21 protein-coding genes are annotated in these 24,064 nt (G+C 74.9%); 4 read left to right on the top strand and 17 right to left on the bottom strand.

Annotation, left to right across the window (positions count from 1 at the left end; all coding sequences use genetic code 11):
* Positions 1-65 precede the first annotated feature (65 nt).
* From V2S66_RS25555 to V2S66_RS25540, 4 genes are all read right to left on the bottom strand, one after another.
* Entirely contained in the window at positions 66-620 is a 555-nt protein-coding gene (locus V2S66_RS25555) for a bacterial proteasome activator family protein (protein ID WP_330798822.1), read from the bottom strand.
* Positions 621-645: 25 nt separating this feature from the next.
* Entirely contained in the window at positions 646-3,522 is a 2,877-nt protein-coding gene (locus tag V2S66_RS25550; protein WP_330798819.1) for an ABC transporter permease, read from the bottom strand.
* A complete protein-coding gene (locus tag V2S66_RS25545) occupies positions 3,519-4,223 on the bottom strand; it encodes an ABC transporter ATP-binding protein (RefSeq protein ID WP_330798817.1) in 705 nt (234 codons plus the stop codon). Before V2S66_RS25545 ends, V2S66_RS25550 begins: the two co-directional genes overlap by 4 nt.
* Before the next feature lie 281 nt (positions 4,224-4,504).
* The gene (locus V2S66_RS25540) at positions 4,505-5,185 is read right to left on the bottom strand and encodes a PadR family transcriptional regulator (protein WP_330798814.1); all 681 of its coding nucleotides are present in this window, start codon (positions 5,183-5,185) and stop codon (positions 4,505-4,507) included.
* Between the two features lie 360 nt (positions 5,186-5,545).
* Between V2S66_RS25540 and V2S66_RS25535 the strand changes: the two genes are divergently transcribed.
* Positions 5,546-6,256, top strand: coding sequence for a hypothetical protein (locus tag V2S66_RS25535; RefSeq protein ID WP_330798813.1), 711 nt, complete (start codon positions 5,546-5,548; stop codon positions 6,254-6,256).
* Between the two features lie 47 nt (positions 6,257-6,303).
* Here V2S66_RS25535 and V2S66_RS25530 read toward each other — a convergent pair whose 3' ends face one another.
* On the bottom strand, positions 6,304-7,260 hold the full coding sequence (locus V2S66_RS25530; RefSeq protein WP_330798812.1) for an NAD(P)H-quinone oxidoreductase: 957 nt from the start codon (positions 7,258-7,260) through the stop codon (positions 6,304-6,306).
* Positions 7,261-7,780: 520 nt separating this feature from the next.
* On the opposite strand from V2S66_RS25530, the gene V2S66_RS25525 reads away from it, so the two are divergent.
* Positions 7,781-9,403, top strand: coding sequence for an MFS transporter (locus V2S66_RS25525; RefSeq protein ID WP_330798810.1), 1,623 nt, complete (start codon positions 7,781-7,783; stop codon positions 9,401-9,403).
* A 99-nt stretch (positions 9,404-9,502) separates the two neighbouring features.
* On the opposite strand, the gene V2S66_RS25520 is transcribed toward V2S66_RS25525, so the two are convergent.
* The 8 genes from V2S66_RS25520 to pdhA form a co-directional block, all read right to left on the bottom strand.
* Positions 9,503-9,709, bottom strand: a complete 207-nt coding sequence (locus tag V2S66_RS25520) for a DUF2191 domain-containing protein (RefSeq protein ID WP_330798808.1) — start codon at positions 9,707-9,709, stop codon at positions 9,503-9,505.
* A gap of 136 nt (positions 9,710-9,845) precedes the next feature.
* Entirely contained in the window at positions 9,846-10,844 is a 999-nt protein-coding gene (locus tag V2S66_RS25515) for a potassium channel family protein (RefSeq protein WP_413966482.1), read from the bottom strand.
* 206 nt (positions 10,845-11,050) lie between these two features.
* A complete protein-coding gene (locus V2S66_RS25510) occupies positions 11,051-12,811 on the bottom strand; it encodes a molybdopterin molybdotransferase MoeA (protein WP_330798805.1) in 1,761 nt (586 codons plus the stop codon).
* Positions 12,808-13,071: a DUF6457 domain-containing protein gene (locus tag V2S66_RS25505; protein WP_330798803.1), complete on the bottom strand. Its 264-nt coding sequence runs from the start codon at positions 13,069-13,071 to the stop codon at positions 12,808-12,810. Before V2S66_RS25505 ends, V2S66_RS25510 begins: the two co-directional genes overlap by 4 nt.
* A 41-nt stretch (positions 13,072-13,112) precedes the next feature.
* Positions 13,113-13,892, bottom strand: coding sequence for a molybdenum cofactor guanylyltransferase (gene mobA / locus V2S66_RS25500; RefSeq protein ID WP_330798801.1), 780 nt, complete (start codon positions 13,890-13,892; stop codon positions 13,113-13,115).
* 41 nt (positions 13,893-13,933) lie between these two features.
* Complete coding sequence (locus V2S66_RS25495; RefSeq protein WP_330798799.1) at positions 13,934-15,397, bottom strand: dihydrolipoamide acetyltransferase family protein; 1,464 nt, start codon at positions 15,395-15,397, stop codon at positions 13,934-13,936.
* Positions 15,397-16,428, bottom strand: coding sequence for an alpha-ketoacid dehydrogenase subunit beta (locus tag V2S66_RS25490; RefSeq protein WP_330798796.1), 1,032 nt, complete (start codon positions 16,426-16,428; stop codon positions 15,397-15,399). The genes V2S66_RS25495 and V2S66_RS25490 overlap by 1 nt, the downstream gene beginning before the upstream one ends.
* Entirely contained in the window at positions 16,425-17,525 is a 1,101-nt protein-coding gene (gene pdhA / locus V2S66_RS25485; protein ID WP_330798794.1) for a pyruvate dehydrogenase (acetyl-transferring) E1 component subunit alpha, read from the bottom strand. The genes V2S66_RS25490 and pdhA overlap by 4 nt, the downstream gene beginning before the upstream one ends.
* Before the next feature lie 181 nt (positions 17,526-17,706).
* On the opposite strand from pdhA, the gene V2S66_RS25480 reads away from it, so the two are divergent.
* A complete protein-coding gene (locus tag V2S66_RS25480) occupies positions 17,707-18,189 on the top strand; it encodes an Lrp/AsnC family transcriptional regulator (protein WP_330798791.1) in 483 nt (160 codons plus the stop codon).
* A 39-nt stretch (positions 18,190-18,228) separates the two neighbouring features.
* Here V2S66_RS25480 and V2S66_RS25475 read toward each other — a convergent pair whose 3' ends face one another.
* The 3 genes from V2S66_RS25475 to V2S66_RS25465 form a co-directional block, all read right to left on the bottom strand.
* Positions 18,229-19,068: an alpha/beta hydrolase family protein gene (locus V2S66_RS25475; protein WP_330798789.1), complete on the bottom strand. Its 840-nt coding sequence runs from the start codon at positions 19,066-19,068 to the stop codon at positions 18,229-18,231.
* Positions 19,069-19,152: 84 nt separating this feature from the next.
* Complete coding sequence (locus V2S66_RS25470) at positions 19,153-19,740, bottom strand: TetR/AcrR family transcriptional regulator (protein ID WP_330798788.1); 588 nt, start codon at positions 19,738-19,740, stop codon at positions 19,153-19,155.
* The gene (locus tag V2S66_RS25465; protein WP_330798786.1) at positions 19,740-21,341 is read right to left on the bottom strand and encodes a 3-hydroxyacyl-CoA dehydrogenase NAD-binding domain-containing protein; all 1,602 of its coding nucleotides are present in this window, start codon (positions 21,339-21,341) and stop codon (positions 19,740-19,742) included. The genes V2S66_RS25470 and V2S66_RS25465 overlap by 1 nt, the downstream gene beginning before the upstream one ends.
* A 166-nt stretch (positions 21,342-21,507) precedes the next feature.
* On the opposite strand from V2S66_RS25465, the gene paaN reads away from it, so the two are divergent.
* Complete coding sequence (paaN, locus tag V2S66_RS25460) at positions 21,508-23,184, top strand: phenylacetic acid degradation protein PaaN (protein WP_330798783.1); 1,677 nt, start codon at positions 21,508-21,510, stop codon at positions 23,182-23,184.
* A 33-nt stretch (positions 23,185-23,217) separates the two neighbouring features.
* Here paaN and V2S66_RS25455 read toward each other — a convergent pair whose 3' ends face one another.
* Positions 23,218-24,033, bottom strand: a complete 816-nt coding sequence (locus V2S66_RS25455; protein ID WP_330798782.1) for a TrmH family RNA methyltransferase — start codon at positions 24,031-24,033, stop codon at positions 23,218-23,220.
* Positions 24,034-24,064 lie beyond the last annotated feature (31 nt).

Below are 24,064 nucleotides of genomic sequence, written 5' to 3'. Positions count from 1 at the left end.
CGCAGCGGCGGGCGCGGGGTGGTGAGCCCCGGCCCGCGTGCGCCGCGGAGATCCGCACGACGGACCTAGAGGTAGGGACCTCCGGTACGGCCGCCGATCTGGTGCTCCTCCTCCTGGCCGCCCACACCGGGCGGCAGCGCCCGCCGCATCTGCTCGAGCTGGGCGCGCGCCGCCATCTGCTGTGCGAACAGCGCCGTCTGGATGCCGTGGAAGAGGCCCTCCAGCCAACCCACGAGCTGCGCCTGGGCGATCCGCAACTCGGCGTCGCTCGGCACGCTGTCGTCCATGAACGGCAGCGACAGCCGCTCCAACTCCTCCACCAGCTCGGGCGCGAGCCCTGCCTCCAGCTCCTTCACCGAGCTGGCGTGGATCTCCTTCAGGCGCACCCGGCTGGCCTCGTCCAGCGGAGCCGCCCGCACCTCCTCAAGGAGCTGCTTGATCATGCTGCCGATGCGCATGACCTTCGCAGGCTGCTCGACCATCTCCGTCACCGGCACTTCGCGCGGTTCCCCACCGTCGCCCACAGGGGCGCCGCTGAGGGCCATTCCGTCCGGTCCCACGACCAGGACCTGCGGATTCTGCGCGTTCTCCGGCGACCGTTCGTTCATCGGCATCTCCATGCGTCCATTGTCCCGCACGCCTGCGCTAGCCCTCAGCCCGGCGGGCCAATTCCGTGCGCGAGCGCGTGACCAGCGCGGCAAGGAGCGTCGCGCCCGCGGGTACCGCGACCACGAGCAGGACCATGGTCGTCCACGGGAACACGATCGGCACGTGCGGGACGTCGCGCACGTCCCCCCAGCCCTGATCGATCATCTGGTGGTAGAAGGTCCACTCATGCCGCCGCTCGGCGCGCCGCAGCCCCACCGCGGGCAGCACGCCCGCCGCGGTGCCCAGCACCACGCCCATCGCCGCCACCACCCCGCACTGGAACCCGGAGAGCGTCCTGCGCACCCGCGGTGCCGCACCGATCGCGGCGAGTGTGCGCAGGTCGGGCTCCGCGTCGGTCTGTGCGAGCCCGGTGGCGATGCCCGCGGCGCCCACCGTGACCAGGCCCGCGAAGATCGTCAGCGCCAGCAGCACCAGCCGGCCCTGCGGCTCGTAGCCGCGCTCCAGATAGCTGTCCGCGTTCGTGCCGAGCTTGGCCATGTCCGAGCTGAGCGCCTGCCGCTCCGAGTCGTTCGGCATCCGCGAGGTGGTGAAGAGCGAGCCCAGCGGCACCGTGCGCATCCCCGCCGCCTCGGCCGTGCGCTGCGGTATCACCGCGACCACCCCGTACGGCTGCTGCGTGCCGCTCAGATGCGCGGGCAGCGACTTCACCGTGCCGGTCGGCCCGCCCGTCGAGGAGCCGTCGGCGTTCCGCGGCACCGCGGCCGACATGTCGGCGTCGATCTCCAGCTTGAGCCGTCCGCCGTCCAGGTCGGCCCTGTCGAACAGCACGGTCTCGCCGCGCAGCAGCGCCCGCTCGGCCGCGCCGTCCCGTACGCCGAGCGCGTGCAGCACCGCGGGGCCGCCCACCAGCAGACCGCCCTCGGAGTCGATCACCAGCTGCCCGCCGTTGCGGGCGCAGCGCCAGTCGGTGGAGAGCGCGCGCCGCTGCCCGACGCTCAGCGCCTCGGGGCCGTCAGGCCCGTCCATCGGGCACTGGTTGGCCTTGGGCATCAGCACGGTGATGCTGCCGCAGTCCTTCTGCGAGCTGAACAGGTCGCAGATCCGGCTGCCCACCGCCAGCCGCGACACATCGGCGCGTCCGGAGACCGGCAGCTCCTTCTCGACCGCCGCCCGTACCGCGGGCAGGTCCCGGCCCTGGTTGGTGCCGCTGCTCACCACGAACACCCCGCGCGGCGCCCGCGCCTGGTAGCCGTCCCGGTCCTGGCGGTCCGAGCTGGCGGCATAGGTGGCGACCGCGACCGTCCCGGCGACGGCCGCCAGCACCGCCGCGACGGCGGGCGCCGTACGGCCCCGGTTGCGCACCGCGTCGCGCAGCGCCAGCCGCGGGCCCAGCGGCAGCCACCGGCCGAGGCGCCCCGACATGCCGACCAGCGTCGGCGTGAGCGCCACCATCCCCAGCTCGGCGACGGCGGAACCACCGGCGACCACCAGGTTGTTGTCGGTGCGCATCGAACCGAACACGGCGACGCCACCGCCCAGGCAGATCGCGCCGAGCCCGACGACCGGCAGCACCCGGTTGGCGTGCCGCACCCCGCGGCGGCCGGTGAGCGAGGCCAGCACGCTCTGCCGGGAGGCGGTGATCGCGGGCACGATCGCCGCCAGCAGCCCGGTGAGGACGGCGAGTCCGCCGATGCCCAGCAGCTCCGCCGGCCGCAGCGCGAGGCCGCCGAACCGCGTCCCCACATACCCCTCCAGCGGTCCGCGCAGCAGGGCCGTCAGGCCGATGCCGAGCGCGGTGCCCACCACGGCGGCGACGGCGCCGATCACCAGGCCGCCCGAGAGCACGATGGCCCGGATGTGCCTGCGGTCACCGCCGTTGGCCCCCACCAGGCCGAGCTGCCGTCGGGACCGCCTGGCCCCGACCGCGAACGCCGGGCCCGCCAGCAGGCAGATCTCCAGCATCGCCAGACCCGCTATCGTCGCCGCAGCGGCCACCGCGATCGCGCGCTGCGCGCCGTCCTGCGCCGACTGCTCCCGGCCACCGTGCACGGAGAAGAGCGGGACCTGCGCGTCGGCCGGCGGGTGCAGCAGCACGGCGCGCGAGGAGACCGTCACGCCGAGGGTGTTGGCGTGCTCGACCTGACTCCAGGTGAAGTCGCCGGGCAGCTCCACCAGGTAGTCCGGGGCGTCCATCGACGCCACGTCGGCCCCCGCGGCCCTGCGCGCCGTGTCGTAGGCGGCGATGAACGAGCCCGGCAGGGCGGTCAGTTGCTCCGTCGACAGGCTGCTCGGCAGGTCGTACGCGCCGACGATCCGGTAGCCGCGGCCGAAGCCGTACGCGGTCACCCGCGAACCGACGTGCAGACCGCTCGACTTCAGGAACGCCTGGGTGGCGATCATCTCGTCCGGCGCGGCGGGGAAGCGGCCGCGGTCGAGGTCCACGACGCCCTCGGCCAGCGGGTCGTCGGCCTTGAACTCCCTGATCTCGGTCTCCAGCAGGCCGCTTCTGGTGTGGATCTGCGCATACGCGCGGGCGTCGGTGATCCACCGCGCGCCCGCCGGGATCGCGGTCCTCGGGTCCACGGAGTCCGTGTCGTCCTGGATCGCCGCCGCGTCGGAATCCTCGTGGACCGGCGCCACCTGGTCGTCGTCGGGCGACTGGAACACCGGCTGGCGGCCCATGCCCGAACTCCTGAGCCGGGCGTCCGCGGCTCCCATGTCGCGGGTGATCTTCTGCTGCTGCGTCAACTGGGAGCTGCGGATGGTGATGTCGGCGGCGCTGACACCCATGATGGGCAGCGCGATCATCGCCAGCACCATCAGGCTGCGGCCCTTGTTCCGCCAGGCGTCGCGGCGGGCGATGCGCACCGCGACCCGCCAGGAGGCGAACGGGACCCCGCGCACGCCGCTCATGACGCGGTCCCGCCGGTGAGCAGCGACTCCGCGGAGGAGCGCAGCGTCATGTCGACGACCGAGCCGTCCCGCAGGAACACCACCCGGTCCGCCCAGGCCGCGAACCGCGGCTCGTGGGTGACCAGGATGCCCGCCGCGCCCGCGTCGCACCGCGTCCGCAGCAGCGCGAGGACCGCCTCTCCGGTCTCGGAGTCCAGCGCGCCGGTCGGCTCGTCCGCCAGCACCAGGCGGCGGTCGCCGACCAGCGCGCGGGCGATCGCCACCCGCTGCTGCTGGCCGCCGGACATCTCGTCGGGGAAGCGGTCGGCGAGCTGCCCGAGGCCGGTCTCCTCCAGCGCGGCCAGCGCCTCCTTCCTCGCCCTGCGGGCGGACATGCCGTCCAGCTCACGGGGGAGCGCCACGTTCTCCGCGGCGGTGAGGGCGGGGATCAGGTTGTAGTCCTGGAAGACGTACCCGATGCTCCGCCGGCGCAGGGCCGCCAGCTCCTTGCGGCCGGCCCGGGTCAGGTCGGTGCCCTCGACCACGACCCGGCCGGAGGTGGGCAGGTCGAGGCCGCCGGCGATGGTCAGCAGGGTGGACTTCCCCGAGCCGGACGGCCCCATCACGGCGACGAGTTCACCGGGGAAGACGTCCAGGTCGATGCCGCGCAGCGCGTGCACCTCGGTGGCGCCGCTGCCGTGCACGCGCGTCAGCCCGTCCATCCGCAGCACGGGCGCGCGGTCGGCGCCGTCCGGCGGCGGACCGCCCGCCCCGGGAGAGCCGGCCGGTCCTGAGGGACCCGAGGGGCCGGGCGACCCCGGCGATCCGGGCGGCGTGGGAGGTGTGGGCGGCGTGGGAGGCGTGGTGCGGCTGGACATCGGTGCGTTTCCCCCTGCGAAGGTCCGGTCGGCGACCGGTGGTCGTGGTCGTGGTCGTGGTCGTGATGACGGTGCGTGCGATGGGTGCGGTGCGTGCGGCGCTGGACGGGGCGGCCGGGCGGTGGTCAGGCGCCCGGCCGGCCCGCTCTCTTCCCGGTCCGCTCGCCGGCGCCGGATCTGCCGCTGCCGCTGCCGGTAGCGGGGGCGGGGGCAGCCGGCGTGGTGCCCGCGGGCTTGGCGGACGACCAGCCCTGCCCCGAGGAGGCGAGCCGGACGAGGCGCGTCTCGCAGTGGTCCAGCCAGCGCGCCTCGGCCTCGGCCTGGAAGATCAGCTGGTCCAGGACCAGCTGCCAGGCCACGTCGTCCCGGTCCGGGGCGCCCTCTCCCCGAGCCACCGCCTCCATGGCCTGCGCCTTGAGACGGGTGTAGTCCTGCATGGCCTTGATCGTGTGGACCCGCTGCGCCTGGATGACGGCCCGTACGTCCACATCGGGCGAGCCGACCGCCATGGCGAGCTTGATCGCCAGCTCGTTCCGCGGCGGGTTCGCCCGGTCGACCGGGCTGGCGAACCAGGCACGCAGCTCGTCCCGGCCGCCCGCGGTGATCGCGTAGAGGGCGTGGCCCGCCTCGTCCTCACCGCCGGGCACGACGAGGCCGTCGCGCTCCAGCCGGGCGAGCGTGGTGTACACCTGCCCCACGTTCAGCGGCCAGGTGGAGCCGGTGCGGGACTCGAACTCGGTGCGGAGCTGGAAGCCGTAGCGCGGCCCCTGTTCGAGGAGGGCCAGCAGGCCGTGACGGATCGACATACTCAGTATGTATACCGAGTATGTCGGGGGGCTTCAAGCCCGATCGGCACATCCACCCCTGTCTTCACTCGAACGAGCGACCGAATAGCCGGAGTCGTCCAGCCGATGAGCCCGGAAATGCCGGAAATGTCGCCGCGTGTGACGCTGGGAGCACACAGAGCCCGGTGGAAGGCGGAGCGCGTGCGGTGGGCAGCGGGTGGGCGGCGGACGGATGGCCGGAGCGCGACGCGCACCCCTCCGCCGCACCCGGCCCGCGCTGCGGGCGCGGCCCTCGCACCCGCAGCCCCCGCACCCGCAGCCCCTGGAGCACCCGGAGCCCTCCGCCGCGCGGTCCCGGTCGCGCTGCTGGCCGCCGGGATCGTGCTGTTCGCGCCGGGCGCGGTGCTCCCCGCCAGGGCCGACCACGAGCCGCGTCCGTTCGCCGAGGTGACGCCGCCGCCCGGCCTGGTGCCGCCGCTGCCGGTCCCGCCGGCGCTCACCGTGCCGCCGGCGCCGCCGTCGCCGGGACTCCCGCCGGGGCCACCCGGTCGGCCCGACCTGCCCGACCGGCCCGGCACGCCCGGACCGCCTCCCCCGCGCACCACCGCGCCGCCGGCCGCCGGCCACGCGTTCCGGCCGCCGTCGCCGACCACCACCGGGCCGCCCGGACACGCGACGCCGCCCCACCGGTCCCCGAAGCCGCAGGCCCGTCCGACGCCGCCCGGCACCGTGCCGCCGCGTACGGCCGGGCCGCTCAAGCCGCCGCCGGCGCCCCGGCCCTACGCCCCGGCCCCCACCGCGCCGAAGACCTCCCGCGCCCCGGGCCGGGCGCCCGCCCGCCACCCGGCCGTGCGGCCGTACGTGTCCCCGCGGCCCGTGCGGGAGCCCTCGTTCGCGCCGGCGCCCGGCGCTCCCGCGGGCGCGCCGCCCCCGGCGCCCGCCACCTCTGGTGCGGCCGTGGACGACGACCAGCGGTACGACCCCATCGACGAGCCCGCCCGCCGCGTGCTGCGGATCCTCCCCCTCGGCGCGGGACTCGCCCTGGTGGGCCTCGGCATCGGCTTCCTCGGCTGGCGGCTGCGGCGCGCGTAGCTCGAAGCAGCCGCGGGGCTGTCGACGGGCGGGGCCGCCCCCGGGCCTCAGACCGTGAGCAGCACCTTCCCGATGTGCGTGCTCTCCTCGACGACGCGGTGGCCTTCCGCCGCCTCGACGAGCGGCATCGTGCGGTCGACCACGGGACGCACCGCGCCGGCCTCGATCAGGGGCCAGACGTGCTCGCGGACCGCGCCGACGATCGCCGCCTTCTCCTCCCGGGGGCGCGGCCGCAGCGACGTCGCGGCCACGGCCGCGCGCTTGGACAGCAGCGTGGCCAGGTTGAGTTCGGCCTTGGTGCCGCCCTGGAGCCCGATGACCACCAGGCGCCCGTTGACGGCGAGCGCGTCGACGTTCCGCTGCAGGTACTTGGCACCGATGATGTCGAGGATCACGTCGGGGGTGACCGCCTCGGTGAAGTCCTGCTCGCGGTAGTTGACGAGGATGTCGGCGCCCAGTTCACGGCACGCGGCAAGCTTCTCGGCGCTGCCCGCGGTCACCGCGACCGTGGCGCCGACCGCCTTGGCGAGCTGGACGGCCATCGTGCCGATGCCGCTCGAGCCGCCGTGCACGAGCAGGGTCTCGCCCGGACGCAGGTGGGCGACCATGAAGACGTTGGACCACACGGTGGCCGTGACCTCGGGCAGCGCGGCCGCGGTCACCAGGTCCACCCCCTTGGGCACGGGCAGCAGTTGGCCGGCCGGCACCGCCACCTTCTCGGCGTAGCCGCCGCCCGCGAGCAGCGCGCAGACCTCGTCGCCGACCGACCAGCCGGAGACCCCGGGGCCGACCTCGGCGATCCGACCCGAGCACTCCAGGCCGGGGTAGGGGGACGCGCCGGGCGGCGGGTCGTAGTGGCCGCGACGCTGCATCACGTCGGCCCGGTTCACGGCGGTGGCGGCCACCTCGACGACGACCTCGCCGTCACCCGCGACGGGATCGGCCACCTCGGCCCAGGTCAGCACTTCGGGTCCGCCCGGCTGGGGAATCGTGATCGCGTACATGCGGGCGAGGCTACTCCGCGCCCGACTCCGGTCCCCGGCGCCTCGGCGGGCCGCTGTGCCCCGTCGACACCGTGCCCCGACGACGAGGGCAGTGCGGACAGCGGTCGCGATTCGTGGGCCCATCAGCTCGTGCGACATCCCGCTCTTCGTGGCGTCGGACGACCCGACCATCCCACCGTCGGACGGTCCGACAGGCCGACTGTCCGACAGCCGCACGTTCGGTCCGCCATTCCGTCGGACGATCGGCTCACCGTACGGTCCGATCTCACGTCTGTCCGACCGTACGGTGAGCCGATCGTCAGCCTGTACGGCGGTCCTGCCGTCGTACCGTCCGACGAACCGACCATGAGACCACCTGATCTACCGATCTCCCGATCGACCTATCTCCCTATATGCCGACGACTGCGGCAGACGGGTCAGCCCGCGGCGATCGTCAGCCGGCCGCCAGGGCAGCGAGCCCGGAGGCCGGCAAGGGCACGGAACTTGTCGGCGGGACCGGACGGACCGCAGGCTGATCCCCATGACCGCACCCGGCACGCCGCCCTCAGAACCGGCCCCGGTGCCGCCACACCGAGCAGTCCCGGCTGCCGGGGCTGTCCCCGCGCCGGGCCGGGACGCCCTGGGGCACGGCATCACCCCGCGGCAGCGCGCCGTCGCCCTGCTGGTGGCGGGCTGCTTCTTCATGGAGAACCTGGACGGTACGGTCGTCGCCACCGCCGCGCCGCGCATGGGCGCCTCGCTCGGCGTCTCGGCGACCGCGATCGGCCTGGTCATCACGGCGTATCTGCTGACCCTCGCCGTGCTCATCCCGCTCAGCGGCTGGCTCACCGCCCGCTACGGCGCCAAGCGGGTGCTGCTCAGCGCGATCGCGCTGTTCACGCTGGCCTCCCTGGCGTGCGCGGCGGCCCCTGACCTCGGGACGCTGGTCGCGCTGCGGGTCGTCCAGGGCGCGGGCGGCGCGATGATGGTGCCGGTCGGCCGGCTGGTCGCGATGTCGGGCGTCGCCACACCGGACATCCCGCGGATCGTGTCGTACATCGTGTGGCCCGCGCTGCTCGCGCCGGTCATGGCGCCGCTGGTCGGCGGGGTGGTGTCGACGTACACCAGCTGGCGGTGGCTCTTCCTGATCAACCTGCCGCTGGGCGCGGTGGCCTTCGCCGTCGCCTGGCGGCTGATCAGGGGCGGTCCCGCGGCGGGCACCAGGGCGCTGGACTGGCGCGGCGTGCTCTGGACGTCCGCGGGGCTGGGGGCCCTGACGTACACCGGGCACCTGCTGTCGACATCGGGTTCCGGCGGCGGGGGTGGCCGGGGCGCGTGGGGCAGCACCTGGGGGCCGGCCGCCGGGTTCGGGGCGGCGTCGGTGCTGCTGCTCGTGCTCGCGGTGCGGCATCTGCTGCGGTCCGACCATCCGCTGATCGACCTGGGGACGCTGCGCGTGGTGTCCTTTCGTGCCTCGGTGTCCAGCGGAACGGCGTTCTGGGTGGCGGTCGCGACCGTGCCCTTCCTGCTGCCGCTGCTCTTCCAGGAGGTGTTCGGCTGGAGCGCGGTGCGCTCGGGCGCACTGGTGCTCTTCGTCTTCGTCGGCAACATCGGGATCAAGCCCGCGACCACGTACCTCTTCAGGCGGTTCGGCTACCGGTCGCTGCTGCTGGTCTCGGGCCTGGTGCTCGCCGCGACCCTCGTGGGCTGCGCCTTCCTGACCGCCGGCACCCCGGTGTGGCTGATCGCGATCGTCGCGGTGGTCAGCGGCGCCGCCCGGTCGCTGGGCCTCACCGGCTACTCGACGCTCGCCTTCGCCGACATCCCCCAGGAGCGGATGCGTGACGCCAACACCCTCAACGCCACCGCCAACCAGATGGCCGCGGGCCTCGGCGTCGCCGCCACCACCGTCGCGCTGCGCGCTGGCGGCCCGCTCGGCCACGCGCTCTTCGGCCGTACGTCGCCCGGCCTGTCCTACGGCATCGCCTTCTGCCTGATGGCTCCGGCGGCACTGGCCGCCGCCGCGGGGGCCTTCCGGCTGCACCCGGGAGCCGGGGACGCGCTGCGCGGCGGACGCGGCGGACCGGGCGGACGGGTGGCGCACAAGGGCCGTGGCGCGCGCCCTGACCGGCCCGACCGGCCGTCGCGGGTCGCGGCGCGCTGAGGCGTCGGCGACAACGGGCGCGGCGGCCCACCGGTCGCCTCGGACCGCCTCGCAGTCGCGTGGGAGACGCGTCGGGGCCGCCCAGGGGCTGCCGTCAGGTCAGCCCTGCGGCGGCTGGTAAGGCTGCAGGTCGGAGGAGCGCCTGCCGTCGTCCGCGTCCCCGGTGCGGGCCTCGGTGCGCTGCGCGCGCTCCAGATAGTCGCGGACGATCAGCTCGACCGCGTCCTGCGGGTTCCTCGTCCCGGTCAGGAGCATGACCTCGATCGCGAGATGCGCGTCCACGGTGACGTTGACCCTGGTGGCCATGGCGACGACTCCTCTGCGGGCGGCGGCGGGACCGTACCGGCCGGACCTGGCCGCGTGCGGGACTCTCCGCGTCCCAATCTAGTGCCGCGAGCGGCGTCGTCCGCCGATCCGGTGAACCTTCCGCCCGCCCATCGGCTCAGCGCAGATCCGGCGCATCCGCTGCCTGCGCCGGGCTCGCGCGGTGGATCGCGATCAAGCGGTCGCCGGCGCGGAGCGGGGACGCCTCGGGGTCGTCGTGGTCGAGCAGCCGGTGGCCGCGCTTGACGGAGACGACCAGGTCGGCGACCTCCCGGGGCGCCTTGCCCACCTCCTCGCCGGTCACCGCCCGTTCGACGAGGTCGAGTCCGCTGCCGTACGTGATGAGGTCGTCCATCACCCGGCCGACGCTGGGGCTCAGCATGGACAGGCCGAGCAGCCGTCCCGCCGCGCTGGAACTGGTGATCACCGCGTCGGCTCCGGACTGGCGGAGCAGCGGCGCGTTCTCCTCCTCGCGCACCGAGGCGACGATGTGCGCGTCGTTGTTGAGCTGGCGGGCGGTGAGGGTGACCAGGACCGCGGTGTCGTCGCGCTGGGCGGCGATGACGATCCGCCGGGCCCGTCCCACCTCGGCGCGCAGCAGCACGTCATTGCGGGTGCCGTCGCCCATGACGCCCACGAAGCCCTCCGCCGCGGCGGCCTCGACGACCCTCGCGCTGGGGTCGACGACCACGATCCGGTTCTGCGGGATGCCGCGGTGGATCAGCGTCCTGGCCGCCGACCTGCCCTTGGTGCCGAATCCGACGATCACCACGTGGTCGCGCAAGGTGCTCCTCCAGCGCTTGAGTCGGTACTGCTCGCGGGTCCGCTCGGTCAGCACCTCCAGGGTCGTGCCGACCAGGATGATCAGGAAGACCACCCGCAGCGGCGTGACCAGGAAGACGTTGGCCAGCCGCGCGCCGTCGCCGTACGGGACGATGTCGCCGTAGCCGGTCGTCGACAGTGTCACCGTCGCGTAGTAGAGCGCGTCCAGGAAGGACACCGAGCCGTTGGCGTTGTCGTGGTACCCGCCGCGGTCCGCGTAGACGATCACCACGGTGATCGCGAGCACCAGGCCGGCGAGCAGGAGGCGGCGGCCCACCTGGCGCAGCGGACCCACGGCGGAGTGGGGGAACCTGACCCGGTACGCGCCCGGTCCCCCGCCGGGCGCTGACCGTGACCCGGGTCCGGCGCCTGACGCGGCGTCCGTGTCGGCGGCAGGGTCGGCCTCGGGGTCCGCGTCCCGGCCGTCCGCGTCCCCGGTGTCCGCCTCCCGGCGGTCGCGCGGATCGCCCGGATCGGGCGGCGGGTCCCTCGGCGGTAGGGTCACCCGCCGCTCCCCCAGGCCGGGACGAGCGCGGTGGTGTCGAGCACCGCGGTCTCCTGGCCGGCGCGCGCGCCACCCGGCGGGATCACCGCCATCCCGTCGGCGGCGGCCAGCCCGCGGAGCATCGCAGGTCCCGCGAAGTGCAGGGGGCGCGCGGCGGACTCGTCGTCGAAGACGACCGGGACGAGCCGGGTGTCCTCCGGGTGCCCGGACACGTCCTCGGTCAGCGGCGCCGCATAGGGCGCCGGCGGCGGATGCCCGGCCAGCGCCCGCACCAGGGGTGCCACCAGGGTCAGTACGCCCGCGACCGCGGCGAGCGGATTGCCGGGAAGTCCGATGAGATGCCGGGTGGAGCCGTCGGGGGCCGCCGACGGGAGCACGGCCAGCACCATCGGATGCCCGGGGCGTACCGCCACGCCGTCCACCAGCAGCCGCGCGCCGAGGGCGGCGAGCACCGGATGCACGTGGTCGACCGGGCCGCCCGCCGTGCCGCCGGTGGTCACCAGCAGATCGGCCGTACTCGCCGCGACCGCCCGGTGCAGGGCGTCCTCGTCGTCCACCAGCCGCCGCACCGACGTCACTTCCGCGCCCAGACCGCGCAGCCACGACGGCAGCATCGGGCCGAGCGCGTCCCGCACCCGGCCCGGCTGCGGCAGGCCGTGCTCCAGCAGTTCGTCGCCCAGCACCAGCACCTCGACCCGCGGCCGGGTGGTCACCGCCAGCTCGTCATAGCCCGCGGCCGCCGCGAGGCCCAGCACTATCGGCGTCACCACGCTGCCCGCCCTGAGCAGTTCGTCGCCTCTCCGGCACTCCCCGCCGCGCCGCCGCACGTCCTGACCGGGCGCGGGCGCGGGATGCGGCGCCCGTACGTGCAGCCACTCGCCGTCGGTGCGCCGCTCGGTGCTTCCGTGCTCGCGGCGCAGGATCGCGGTGGCGCCGGCGGGCAGCACCGCGCCGGTGGCGATACCGGCGGCGTGGCCGTCGTGCAGCGCCTCGGCGGCCCGCTGGCCCGCCAGGACCTCGCCCTTCAGCCGCCACGGGCCGGGGCCCGCGACCGCCCAGCCGTCCATCGCCGACGAGTCGAACGACGGCAGGTCGGTGAGCGCCACCAGCCCTCGCGCCAGCGCCGCCCCGAGCGCCGCGTCGCCGAGCGGCACGACCCGTGCGGGCAGCCGGCGCCCGGCGCGCCGCGCGATCCGCCGCGCCTCCGCCCACGCCACGGCCGGTCCTTCGGGGGCGTGGGCCGGCGGAACGGGGAGGCGGGACGGCCCGCCGCCTCGGGCGGCGTGCTGGGCCGGGCCGGGGGCCGGGGACGTGAGCCGGCTCGGTCCGGGGTGCGGGGTGGGCCCGGGGTGACCCGCTCCGTCGGCGGCGCCGGGGCGGGGCGGGCGGCCGTACGGGCCCGGGGGCTCCTCCAGGCCGTGCCCGAGCGCGACGGACAGGGGGTCGCCCCGGCGTACCGCCGACCGGGCGGTCTGCACCGGGGGCACGCCGCCACGGAACCGCCCGGCGTCCGACGGCCCGTCCGCCGCCCGGCCGGTCGCCGCGGACAGCGGGTCGCCGGGAGCCGCCGGCACCCGACCGCGCCGCGCCGGGCCCGTCGGCGAAGGGCCCGAGGGCGGGGCGACGCCGTCGCCCTCGGCGGTCAGGTCCTGGGCCACCGACACCGGATCGACGAGGCGCGGCTCGCGCCGGTAGTTGGCCAGCGCCAGAGCGTCGTCGAGTGCGCGGTCGGCGGCGTCGCCGTCCGTGCCGGTCATCCCGCCCGGTCCGCTTCGCCGTCGGCGTCCCTCGCCCAGCACTGGGCGAGGGCGGCGGCCTTGGCGGCCGCCGCCCGTACCGCGTCAGGGCCGCCGCCCGCGTGCGCGGCCGCATAGCCCACCAGGAAGGTGGTCAGCGGCGCCGCCGGGCGGGCGACGCCGTGCGCGGCGTCGCGAGCGAGGTCCAGCAGGACACCGGTGTCCACGTCCAGGTCGATGCCCAGCTCGGTCTTGGCTGCTGCGATCCATTCGTCCAACACGTGCCCATCGTCCCCGATCCGCCGCCCCATGCGGGGCAGGCTCACCTCCCGGACCCGTCCGGCCCAGCGGCGCCCGCGCCGAACCTCGCCCGTGCGGCCGCCACGTCCTCCCAGGTGTCGCAGTCGAACGACGCCTCGCCGGTCGGGTCCGCGATCCTGCACAGCCTCAGCTCACCGGTGAGGAAGCGCAGCGGCAGGCCGGTCAGGTGGCCGTGCTCGGCTCTGAGCAGCGCGATTTCGCGGCGCAGCGGCTCGACGCGGTAGGCCGCGGCCAGCGGCTGGTCCCTGCCGCCCGAGTCCGTGAGCACCGCCCCTTCCCAGGGCGCGCCCTCGGCGGCCCCCGCCGCGTCCGCGTCCAGGGCGCGGACGAGCGCGACCGCCGTCCGCTCGGTCAGGAACGGCAGGTCGGCGGCGAACACCAGCACCACGCGGTCCGCGTCCGCGTCTCCGTCGCCGCCCCTGTTGCCGCCTCCATTGCCGTCGCGGTCCGCGTCGCCGCGTCGGAGCCCGTCCTCGTGCCCGGCGTCGCCGTCGCCGTCGCCCACAGGCTGCCGTGCGCCTCCGGTCCCCGGCAGCGCCGCCAGACCGGCCGCGAGGGCGGGCAGCGGACCGCCGCCCGCCGGGTCCTCGCGGGTCCACCGCACCGGCCGGGAGGTCGGCCGTCGCGGGCCGACGACGACCGTGGCGCGGGCGCCGGGGCAGGCCGCCAGCACCCGGTCGAGCAGCATCCGGCCGCCGACCGGGAGCGCGGGCTTGTCCGCGCCTCCCAGCCGCCGGGCCGCACCGCCCGCCAGCACCACGGCGTCGTAGCTCCTCGTCATGCCCGCGAGTATGCCCCGCCGCCGCCGGTACGGGGCCCGGGTCAGACCGTGGCGAGCAGCACGGCGGGGTTCTCGACACAGTCGGCGACGAAGCGCAGGAAGCCGCCCGCCGTGCCGCCGTCGCACACCCGGTGGTCGAAGGTGAAGGACAGCTGCACGACCTGCCGCACGGCCAGCTCCCCCTGGTGCACCCAGGGCTTGGGGATGATCCTGCCGATCCCGAGCATCGCCGCCTCCGGGTGGTTGATGATCGGCGTCGAGCCGTCCACCCCGAAGACCCCGTAGTTGTTCAGGGTGAACGTCCCGCCGGTCAGCTCGGCGGGCGTCAGCCTTCCGGTCCTGGCCGCCTCGGTGAGCCGGCGGATCTCCGCCGACAGTCCGGCCGTGGTCCTGGTGTGCGCGTCGCGGACGACGGGCACCATCAGGCCGCGGTCGGTCTGCGCGGCGAAGCCGAGGTGCACGGCCGGCAGCCGTACGATCTCGCCGCGCTCGGTGTCCACCGTGGCGTTGAGCTCCGGGTGGCGGGCGAGCGCCGCCGTGGTGATCCGGGCGAGCAGGGCGAGCACCGATACCGGCTCGGTCCCCGAACCCCGCGCGGCCCCGTTCATGGCGCTGCGCACCGCCATCAGCTCGGTGGCGTCCGCGTCCACCCAGCAGGTGGCGTCGGGGATCTCCCGGCGGCTGCGGGCCAGCTTCTCCGCGACGGCGCCGCGCACGCCGCGCAGCGCGACGCGCTCGGCGGTCTCCGCCGCGCGAGCCGGCGCGGTGTCAGCGGCCGGGGCGGCCCCGCTCTCCGCCGGGGCGGCCGCCGCGCGCTCGACGTCCGCGCGCAGGATCAGCCCGTCGGGGCCCGAGCCGGTCAGCGCGCGCAGGTCGAGACCGTGTTCGCGAGCGATCCGGCGGACCAGCGGGGAGATGACGGCGACGGGTCCGCCGTCATGCGCGGCGTTCGCGGCGCCGTCCTGACGAGCGCCCGCCGCTACGGGCGCCACCGCGATTGCGCCGCCGGCGGCGGCAGCGGTCGTGGCGGGCGGCGCGCTCGGCCGGGCGGGTACGGGAGCGGGTGCGAGCGCCGACGCGCCGTGCCCGGTGGCCGCGCCGACCGCGCGGACCCGGCCGCGACGCCGCGAGGACGCCGCGCCGGTGCCGTACCCGACCAGCACATTGCCGGAGCCCGAGCCCGAGCCCTCGTCCTCGGCCCCCGCCCCGGCCCCGGCTACGCCCGCGCTGTCGCCCGAGGGGGCGTCGGCGGTGGAGCGCGAGCCGACGGCCACGGTCACCAGCGGCCGCCCGACGGCGAGGGTGTCGCCCTCCGCGCCGAAGCGGGCGGTGACCACGCCGCCGTAGGGGCAGGGCACCTCCACCACGGCCTTGGCGGTCTCCACCTCGACCACCGGCTGGTCGATGGAGACGACCTCGCCGACCTCGACCAGCCAGCGCACGATCTCCGCCTCGGTGAGGCCCTCACCGAGGTCGGGCAGCGTGAACTCCTTGACGACGGCCATCACCCCTCCTCCCACTGCAGGCGCCCGACGGTGTCGAGGATGCGGTCGACACCGGGCAGGTGGTGCCGCTCCAGCATCGGCGGCGGGTAGGGGATGTCGAACCCGGCGACCCGCAGCACCGGCGCCTCCAGGTGGTGGAAGCAGCGCTCGGTGATCCGGGCCGCTATCTCGGCGCCCGCGCCGCCGAAGCCGGAGGACTCGTGCACGACCACCGCGCGTCCGGTGCCGCGCACCACCGCGGCCACCGTCTCCTCGTCGAAGGGCACCAGGCTGCGCAGGTCGACCACGCCCAGGTCCCATCCCTCCTCCTCGGCCGCCTCGGCCGCCTCCAGGCAGACGGGCAGCGAAGGGCCGTAGGTGATGAGGGTGGCGGTGCGGCCGGGGCGGCGCACCGCGGCCCGGCCGATCGGCGCGACCTCGCTCGGCTCCTGCGGCGACCAGTCGGCCTTCGACCAGTACAGCCGCTTGGGCTCCAGGAAGATCACCGGGTCGTCGGAGGCGATGGACGCCCGCAGCAGCCCGTAGGCGTCCTCGACGGTGGCCGGGGTGACCACGTGCAGCCCGGGGGTGTGCAGGTAGTACGCCTCGGAGGAGTCGCTGTGGTGCTCGACCCCGCCGATGCCGCCGCCGTAGGGGATGCGCACGGTGATGGGCAGCGGCAGGGCGCCGCGGGTGCGGTTGCGCATCCGGGCGACATGGCTGACGAGTTGCTCGAAGGCGGGGTAGGCGAAGGCGTCGAACTGCATCTCGACGACCGGCCGCAGTCCGTACATCGCCATGCCGACCGCGGTGCCGAGGATGCCGGCCTCGGCGAGCGGGGTGTCGGTGCAGCGGTCCTCGCCGAACTCCTGGGTGAGGCCGTCAGTGATCCGGAAGACGCCGCCGAGCGCCCCGACGTCCTCCCCGAGCACGTGGACGGCCGGATCGGCGGCGAGCGAGTCCCGGAGCGCCTGGTTGAGCGCCTGCGCCATGGTCGCGGGCTTGCGGGCGGGTGCTGCGGTCCGCCCGGCGGCGGTGGCGGCGGTGGTCATGACCGGTGCTCCGCTTCGAGTTCGGCCTGGAGCTGGGCGCGCTGCTCGCGCAGCTGGGGGGTGGGCTCGGCGTAGACGTGCGCGAAGAGGTCCATCGGGTCCAGGACCGGTGTGGCGTGCATCCGCTCCCGCAGGTCCGCGGCCATCGCCTCGGCGTCGTCCGCGGCGCCGGTCCGCAGCGCGTCGTCCAGCAGGCCGCGGGCGGTCAGTTCGCACTCCATCAGGGTGACCGGGTCGTGCGTGCGCCAGGCGGCGACCTCGTCGTCCTCCCGGTAGCGGGTGGCGTCGTCGGCGTTGGTGTGCGCGTCGATGCGGTAGGTGACGGCCTCCACGAGGGTGGGTCCGCCGCCGCTCCTGGCGCGGTCCATCGCCGCGGTGAGCACCTCGTGCATCGCCGCGGCGTCGTTGCCGTCGACGAGCCGGCCGGGCATGCCGTAGCCGACCGCCTTGTGGGCGAGGGTCGGGGCGGCGGTCTGCTTGGCCAGCGGCACCGAGATGGCGAAGCCGTTGTTCTGCACGAGGAAGACCACGGGGGCCTGCCAGACGGCCGCGAAGTTCAGCGCCTCGTGGAAGTCGCCCTCGCTGGTGCCGCCGTCGCCGACCATGGCCAGCGCGGCCACGTCGTCGCCGCGCAGCCGGGCGGCGTGCGCAAGGCCGACGGCGTGCGGCAGCTGGGTGGCCAGCGGCGTGCTGAGCGGCGCCACCCGGCAGGCGCGCGGGTCGTAGCCGGTGTGCCAGTCGCCGCGCAGCAGGGTGAGCGCCTCGACCGGGTCCACGCCGCGGGCGACCACGGCGAGCGTGTCGCGGTAGCTGGGAAAAAGCCAGTCCTGCGGGCGCAGGGCGAGCGCGGCGGCGATCTCGCCGGCTTCCTGGCCGGTGCTCGACGGGTAGACGGCGAGCCGGCCCTGCTTGGTGAGCGCGGTGGCCTGCTGGTTGTAGCGCCGGCCGCGGACCAGCTGCCCGTAGAGCGAGCGGAGCAGCGCCGCGTCGAGCCGGGCCGCGTCGGGGGTGCCCAGCAGCCGGTAGGGCTCGGGGTCGGGCAGCAGCGGCGCGGCGTCGGTGCGGGGGCGCCAGGCAGGGGTGTCCAGCACGGTCATGGCGAGCACCTCCTTGTGGTTCGGTGACCGAAATCAGTCGGGCGGGAGCGGGTCTCGCTCACCCAACCGATTGTTCGGTCGCCGGAGGCATTTTGGCTACGGGGTGGTTCTGCCTGTGGACAAACGGTTCTGCACAGCCTGAGATGGAGCCAGTACGTCCATGCTATGGAGCTTCAGGGGGATGGCGAGAGAACAGATGGCCGAAGACGAACCGACGGTCCGACCTCTGGACCCGATAGATCGCACGATCCTGCGGCTGCTGCAGGAGGACGGGCGGGCCTCGATACGCTCGGTGGCCGAGCGTGTCCACGTGTCCCGGGCGAACGCCTACGCCCGTATCAACCGGCTCATCGAGGACGGAGTCATCCGAGGTTTCACCGCTCGGGTGGACCATGAACGCGCGGGCCACGGCGCCTCCGCGTACATCACCCTCAAGATCGTCCAGAACTCGTGGCGGACGGTCCGGGAAAAACTCGTCACCCTTCCGGGCGTCGCCCACATCGCCCTGGTGAGCGGTGATTTCGACGTGCTTCTCCTGGTGCACACCGTCGACAACCGCAGCCTGCGCGAGCTGGTGCTGACCAGGCTGCAGTCGATCGAAGAGGTGCTGAGCAGCCGCACGCTGCTGGTCTTCGAGGAGACCGACCTGGTCGTCGGGGACTGACCGGCCGCCCCGTCGCGCGTGCGCCCAGCGGCCGCGCGCTCAGCCGCCGTACTTCTTCAGGAAGCCCTTGACCTTGGCGTAGTTCGCGTCGGAGTCGAGCATGCCGACCCCGTGGTTCATGCCGTCGACGATGGTGAGGTCGTCCTCAGGTGCCTTCGTCGTCGCCTTGCTCAGCTCCCGCGCCGACTGGGCGAACGGGGAGTCGTACTCGGACGCCATGTAGAGGACCGGCATGGTCAGCCCGGGCACGACCAGCGAGGCGTCCATGCCCGTGTACACACTGGGCGCCGACAGGGCGACCACCGCGTCCACCCTCGGGGTGATCGAACCGGCGGCGGACAGCACGGCCGTCCCGCCCTTGGACGCCCCGACCAGCAGCACCTTCGCCGCCCCCTCGGACCGCGCGTACGCGACGGCGGCGGTGACCTCCGCGACCTCGCTGCCGGCCGAGTTCACGGCGACCACCCGGTAGCCGTCCGCGGCCAGGTCCACCGCCTTCGGCACCCACTGGCAGACGTCGCTCTCGGCCTGGTGCATGAGGACCAGTGCGGTGGTCCCGGTGCCCGTCGCGAAGGCCTCCACGTCCTGGCCGGTGCCGCTCGGGAAGGTCACCGAGTGCGCCTTGGCCTGTTCGGGTGACAGGCAGCCGAAACCGTCGGCCGTGGCGGTCGGCACGGGCGCGGCCGTCGCCTTGGCGTCGCCACCGCCCGATCCGCACCCCGCGAGCAGCACCAGCGAGGCGGCGAGCCCGGCCGCGGCCGCCGCCCGCAGCGGCCTGGCGGCCGCCAGGCCGGGACGCGCGGACGGATGAGGGCACGCGTGCCGGCCGGAGGGCACGGACGCGCCGGTGTACGACACGGAGGGAGCAGCCGTCTGCATGGCTGGATCGTGGCGGCGCACGCCGCCCGGAGTCAATGGTCTGGACCACGGCGCGGCAAACGGTCCGCCGCCGGGAGGGCGCGTCTACGTGCGCAGGCCGTCGAAGGCGAGCCGCACCACCGCGTCGGCGACCTGGTCGCCCGCCACCCCGCCCCGGCCCTCCGGCCGGTACCACTCCACAAGCGAGTTGATCATTCCGAACAGCAGACGGGTGGCGAGCCGCGGCTCGACGTCCGCCCGCAGATCCCCCTCCGCGACCGCGGCCCGCAGCAGCGCCGAGACCCGCTGGTCGAACTCCCTGCGGCGTTCCATCGCCCACCGCTCGGTCGTCGTGTTGCCGCGCACCCGCAGCAGCAAGGTGACGTAGGGAAGCTCGTCCATCAGCACATCGGCGGTACGGCGTGTGACGTACTCCAGCCGGCGTATGGCGCGTCCGTCGACGGCGCCGGGCTCGCCGAGGATGCCGAAGAGGCCGTCGAGCGCGCGGCCGACCGCCCTGTGGAGCAACTCCTCCTTGCCCTTGACGTGGTGGTAGATCGAGGACTTGGAGATGCCCGCGGCGCGCGAGAGGTGCTCCATGGACGTGCCGTCGTAGCCGCGCTCGTTGAAGACCTCGACGGCCACGGCGAGCAGCGAGTCCGGCGTGTAGGTGTCGCGCTTGGACATGGTCATCAGGAGATCACACCGCAGTCCGCGGCGTCCGCCCGGCGGCGCAGTTCGGGGCAGGGCGCGTAACGGCCGGTGGGATACCACGCGTGCAGGTTGTCCAGCACCTCGCACACATAGGACGCCGAGATCAGCTCGCCCCACTCCAGCGGACCCAGCGGGTAGTTGACGCCGAGGCGCATCGCGGTGTCGATGTCGTGCGGGGAGGCCACCTCCTTGGCGAGGGCGTCGAACGACAGGTCCACCAGCATGGCGACGGTCCGCGCGACCACCATTGCGGGCACGTCCCTGACGACGCTGACCCGCTTGCCCATCGCCTGGAACAGGCCGGTCGCCTCGGCGACCGCGGCGGCGTGCACGCGGGCCGAGGGGGCGATGCCGATCCTGGTCGCCGTGCGGTAGTCCAGCGCCAGATCGAAGGCGATGACCGGCTCCCCGCCCGCGCTCCCGTCGGCGAGCCGCAGCGACACGCCCCCGGGAAGCACGATCTCGCCGCGCGGTCCGGGCCCTCCGGACACGCCTCCTGCGGGCGCCCCGCCGTCACCCTCGCCGGCCCGGCCTCCGCGGCCGTCCGCCTCCTGGGGGCGCGCCTCCTCGGTGCGCACCTCGATGCCCGCCTCGGCCATCAGCGCCACCAGCGTCCGCGCCGGGCCCAGGTCGCCGCGCACCACCACCCACCGGGGAGCCGCCGCGGGCTCCGCGGTGTGCGGCTCGTGCGCCGGCTCGCCCTGCCCGGGGCCGTGCTGGTACGGGAACCAGCCGCGGCCGGTCTTCCGGCCGAGCCGCCCGGACTCGACCAGGCGGCGCTGGGCCAGCGAAGGAGTGAACTTCGGGTCGTGGAGGAACGCCTCCCACACCGAACGGGTGACCGCCTCGTTGACGTCCTGCCCGATCAGGTCCATGAGCGCGAAGGGACCCATGGCGAACCCGCCGCACTCGCGCAGCAGCGCGTCGATCGTGGCGGGGTCGGCGGCCCGCTCCTCGTAGACGCGCAGCGCCTCCGCGTAGAAGGGGCGGGCGATGCGGTTGACCAGGAAGCCCGGGGTGTCGGTGCAGCGCACCGGGGTCTTGCCCCAGGCGGCTGCCGTGTCGTGGGCGGCGGCCACGGCCGCCGGGTCGCTCGCGGCCCCGGCGACGACCTCGACCAGCGGCAGCAGCGGGGCCGGGTTGAAGAAGTGCAGGCCGACCAGCCGGCCGGGCAGCCGCAGCGCGCCGGCGACGGCGGTGACCGACAGGGAGGAGGTGTTGGTCGCCAGCAGGCAGTCGTCCGCCACGACCGCCTCGATGTCGGCGAACAGCCGCTGCTTGGCGCCGAGGTCCTCGACGACGGCCTCCACGACCATCGCCGCGCCCGCCAGGTCGGCGACGCCCTCGGCGGGGGCCAGCCGGCCGAGCGCCTCCTTGTGCTCCGCCGGGTTCAGCCGGCCTTTGGCGACCAGCCGGTCGAGCCGCCCGCCCACGCCGTCCACCGCGGCCGCCGCGCGGCCCGGCACGGCGTCGTGCAGCAGGACGCGGTGGCCGGCCAGCAGCGCGACCTGCGCGATCCCCTGGCCCATGGTGCCGGCGCCGACGACGGCCACCGTGCTGCTGCGATCGAGTGCGGTCACGTCTGCACGACTCCCTGGCGAGTTCGGTCCCGGCGGCCCGGCGGGGCCCTCCGGAATGTCCGAGAGTTATCCACAGGCCGGGGAGGATGACCTTGTCCCGACCGAACATTCGGTTAATCTAGCGGTGTTCCCGCCACCCAGCCCAGCTCGACGAGGAGTTGGTCCCATGCCCGCCGATCTCTCCACCGTGCTCTTGATCGAACGCCATCGCGGCACCCTCGACAAGGCTCTGGAAGCTGTCAGGACCCGCGAGTTCTGGTCGCCCTACCCGGAGCACCCGAAGGCGTACGCCGACGCCGAGGAGGGTCGCGCCGCCTTCGAGGCGCTGCTCGGCAACCGCTTCGACCTGGACCAGCCCGGCACCGACGAGTGGACGGGCGGCGAGCGTTCGCCGTACGGCATCGAGCTGGGCGTCGAGTATCCGCACCCCGATCCGGACGTGCTGCTGCCCGCGATGCGCGCCGGCGTCGCGGCCTGGCGGGACGCGGGACCCGAGGCGCGGGCCATGGTGTGCCTGGAGATCCTCGCCCGGATCAACGCGCGCACCCACCAGTTCGCGCACGCCGTGATGCACACCTCCGGTCAGGCGTTCACCATGGCCTTCCAGGCGGGCGGCCCGCACGCCCAGGACCGCGGCCTGGAAGCCGTCGCGTACGCCTACGTGGAGCAGATCCGCGTGCCCGAGAACGCGGAGTGGATCAAGCCGCAGGGCAAGCGCGACCCGCTGTCCCTGCGCAAGACCTTCACGGCCGTGCCGCGCGGCATCGGCCTGGTCATCGGCTGCAACACCTTCCCGACCTGGAACGGCTACCCAGGCCTGTTCGCCTCACTGGCCACCGGGAACGCGGTGCTCGTCAAACCGCATCCGCGGGCCGTGCTGCCGCTCGCGCTCACCGTGTCGGTGGCCCGCGAGGTACTGGCCGAGGCCGGGTACTCCCCGGACCTGGTGTGCCTGGCGGTGGACCGGCCGGGGGAGGGCCTGGCCAAGACCCTCGCGCTGCGCCCGGAGATCGGCATCATCGACTACACCGGCTCCACCGCCTTCGGCGACTGGCTGGAGGCCAACGCCCGCCAGGCCCAGGTCTTCACCGAGAAGGCCGGGGTCAACACGGTGGTCGTCGACTCCACCGACGACTACCGGGGCATGCTCTCCAACCTCGCCTTCTCCCTGTCGCTGTACAGCGGGCAGATGTGCACCACCCCGCAGAACCTGCTGATCCCCCGCGACGGCATCACCACCGAGTCCGGCCCCCGCACGTACGACGAGGTGGTCGCCGACCTGGCCGCGGCGGTGGACGGCCTGCTCGGCGACGACGCTCGGGCGAACGCGCTGCTCGGCGCGCTGGTGAATCCGGAGGTCAAGGAGCGGCTCGACGCGGCTCCCGGCATCGGCGAGGTCGCCCTGGCCTCGCGCGCCGTGGCGCACCCCGACTTCCCCGACGCGGTGGTGCGCACCCCCGCGCTGGTGAAGCTGGACGGCGCCAAGCCGGACGCGGAGGCGGCGTACATGTCGGAGTGCTTCGGCCCGGTCTCGTTCGCCGTCGCCGTGGACTCGACCGCGGACGCGCTGGAGCTGCTGCGCCGCACCGTGCGGGAGAAAGGCGCCATGACGGTCGGCGGCTACACCACGTCGGCTGAGGTGGAGCGCGGTCTTGAGGAGGTGTGCTGGGAGGAGTGCGCCCAGCTCTCGCTGAACCTGACCGGCGGGGTCTACGTCAACCAGACCGCCGCGTTCTCCGACTTCCACGGCTCGGGCGGCAACCCGGCGGCCAATGCGGCGCTGTGCGACGGCGCGTTCGTGGCGACCCGCTTCCGGATGGTGGAGGTACGCCGCCAGGCGTGAGGTGGGCGGTCCGGCCGGGCCGGCCGGACCGCCTCAGCGGGGGTCGGCCGGAGTCCGGCCGGGCACCAGCGGCGAGCCCGAGGTGGCCGCCCAGTGGTAGAGGGCCATGCCGACGCTGGTGGCGAGGTTGTAGCTGGAGACCTGCGGCCTCATCGGCAGCGCCACCAGCGCGGTGGCCCGCTCCCGCAGCTCGTCGCCGACCCCGTGCCGCTCCGACCCGAAGACCACGAGCGCGTCGTCCGGCAGGTCGGCCGTCCGGATGTCGGCGCCCTCGGGGTCCAGCACGTACAGCGGCCCCGGCGGCAGGTGTGCGGCCTCGGCGCGCTCCACCGCCGTCGCGTAGTGCAGTCCGGCGCCGGACCGTACGGCGTTGGGATGCCAGGGGTCGAGGTCGCCGGTGGTCACGACGCCGGTGACCCCGAAGCCGGCCGCGAGCCGGACGACCGCGCCGACGTTGCCGAGGTTGCGCGGGCTGTCCAGGACGATGACGGGCGCCTGCCGGGGGCGCCGGCTCAGCGCGGCCAGGTTGGCCTCGCGGTCACGCCGGACGGCCAGAGCGGCCACCGCGGTGGGATGCACCCGGGCCACCAGCCCCCGCAGAGCGGCGGCCGGGATTTCGGTGAGCCGGGCGGCCATCACCGCGGTCAGGTCGGGCGCCAGCTCAGCGGCCAGCCGCAGGGCGTCCGCGCGGTCGGAGGTGACCGCCAGCCGGACGTCGGCGCCGAACCGCAGCGCGTGCTTGAGGGCGTGGAAGCCGTCGAGCAGTACGGCGTCCGGAGCAGCCGCCCGCCACTCCCGTACCGCGTCCTCGGCGGTGAGGGCGTGGCGGGCGGGCGGCTCGTCGGTCATGGCGTCAGCCTACGGTCCCGGACGGCGGGTC

This window comes from Actinacidiphila polyblastidii, from assembly GCF_036353415.1.
Lineage (GTDB): Bacteria > Actinomycetota > Actinomycetes > Streptomycetales > Streptomycetaceae > Actinacidiphila > Actinacidiphila polyblastidii.
This window is presented reverse-complemented; position numbering and strand designations above follow the sequence as displayed.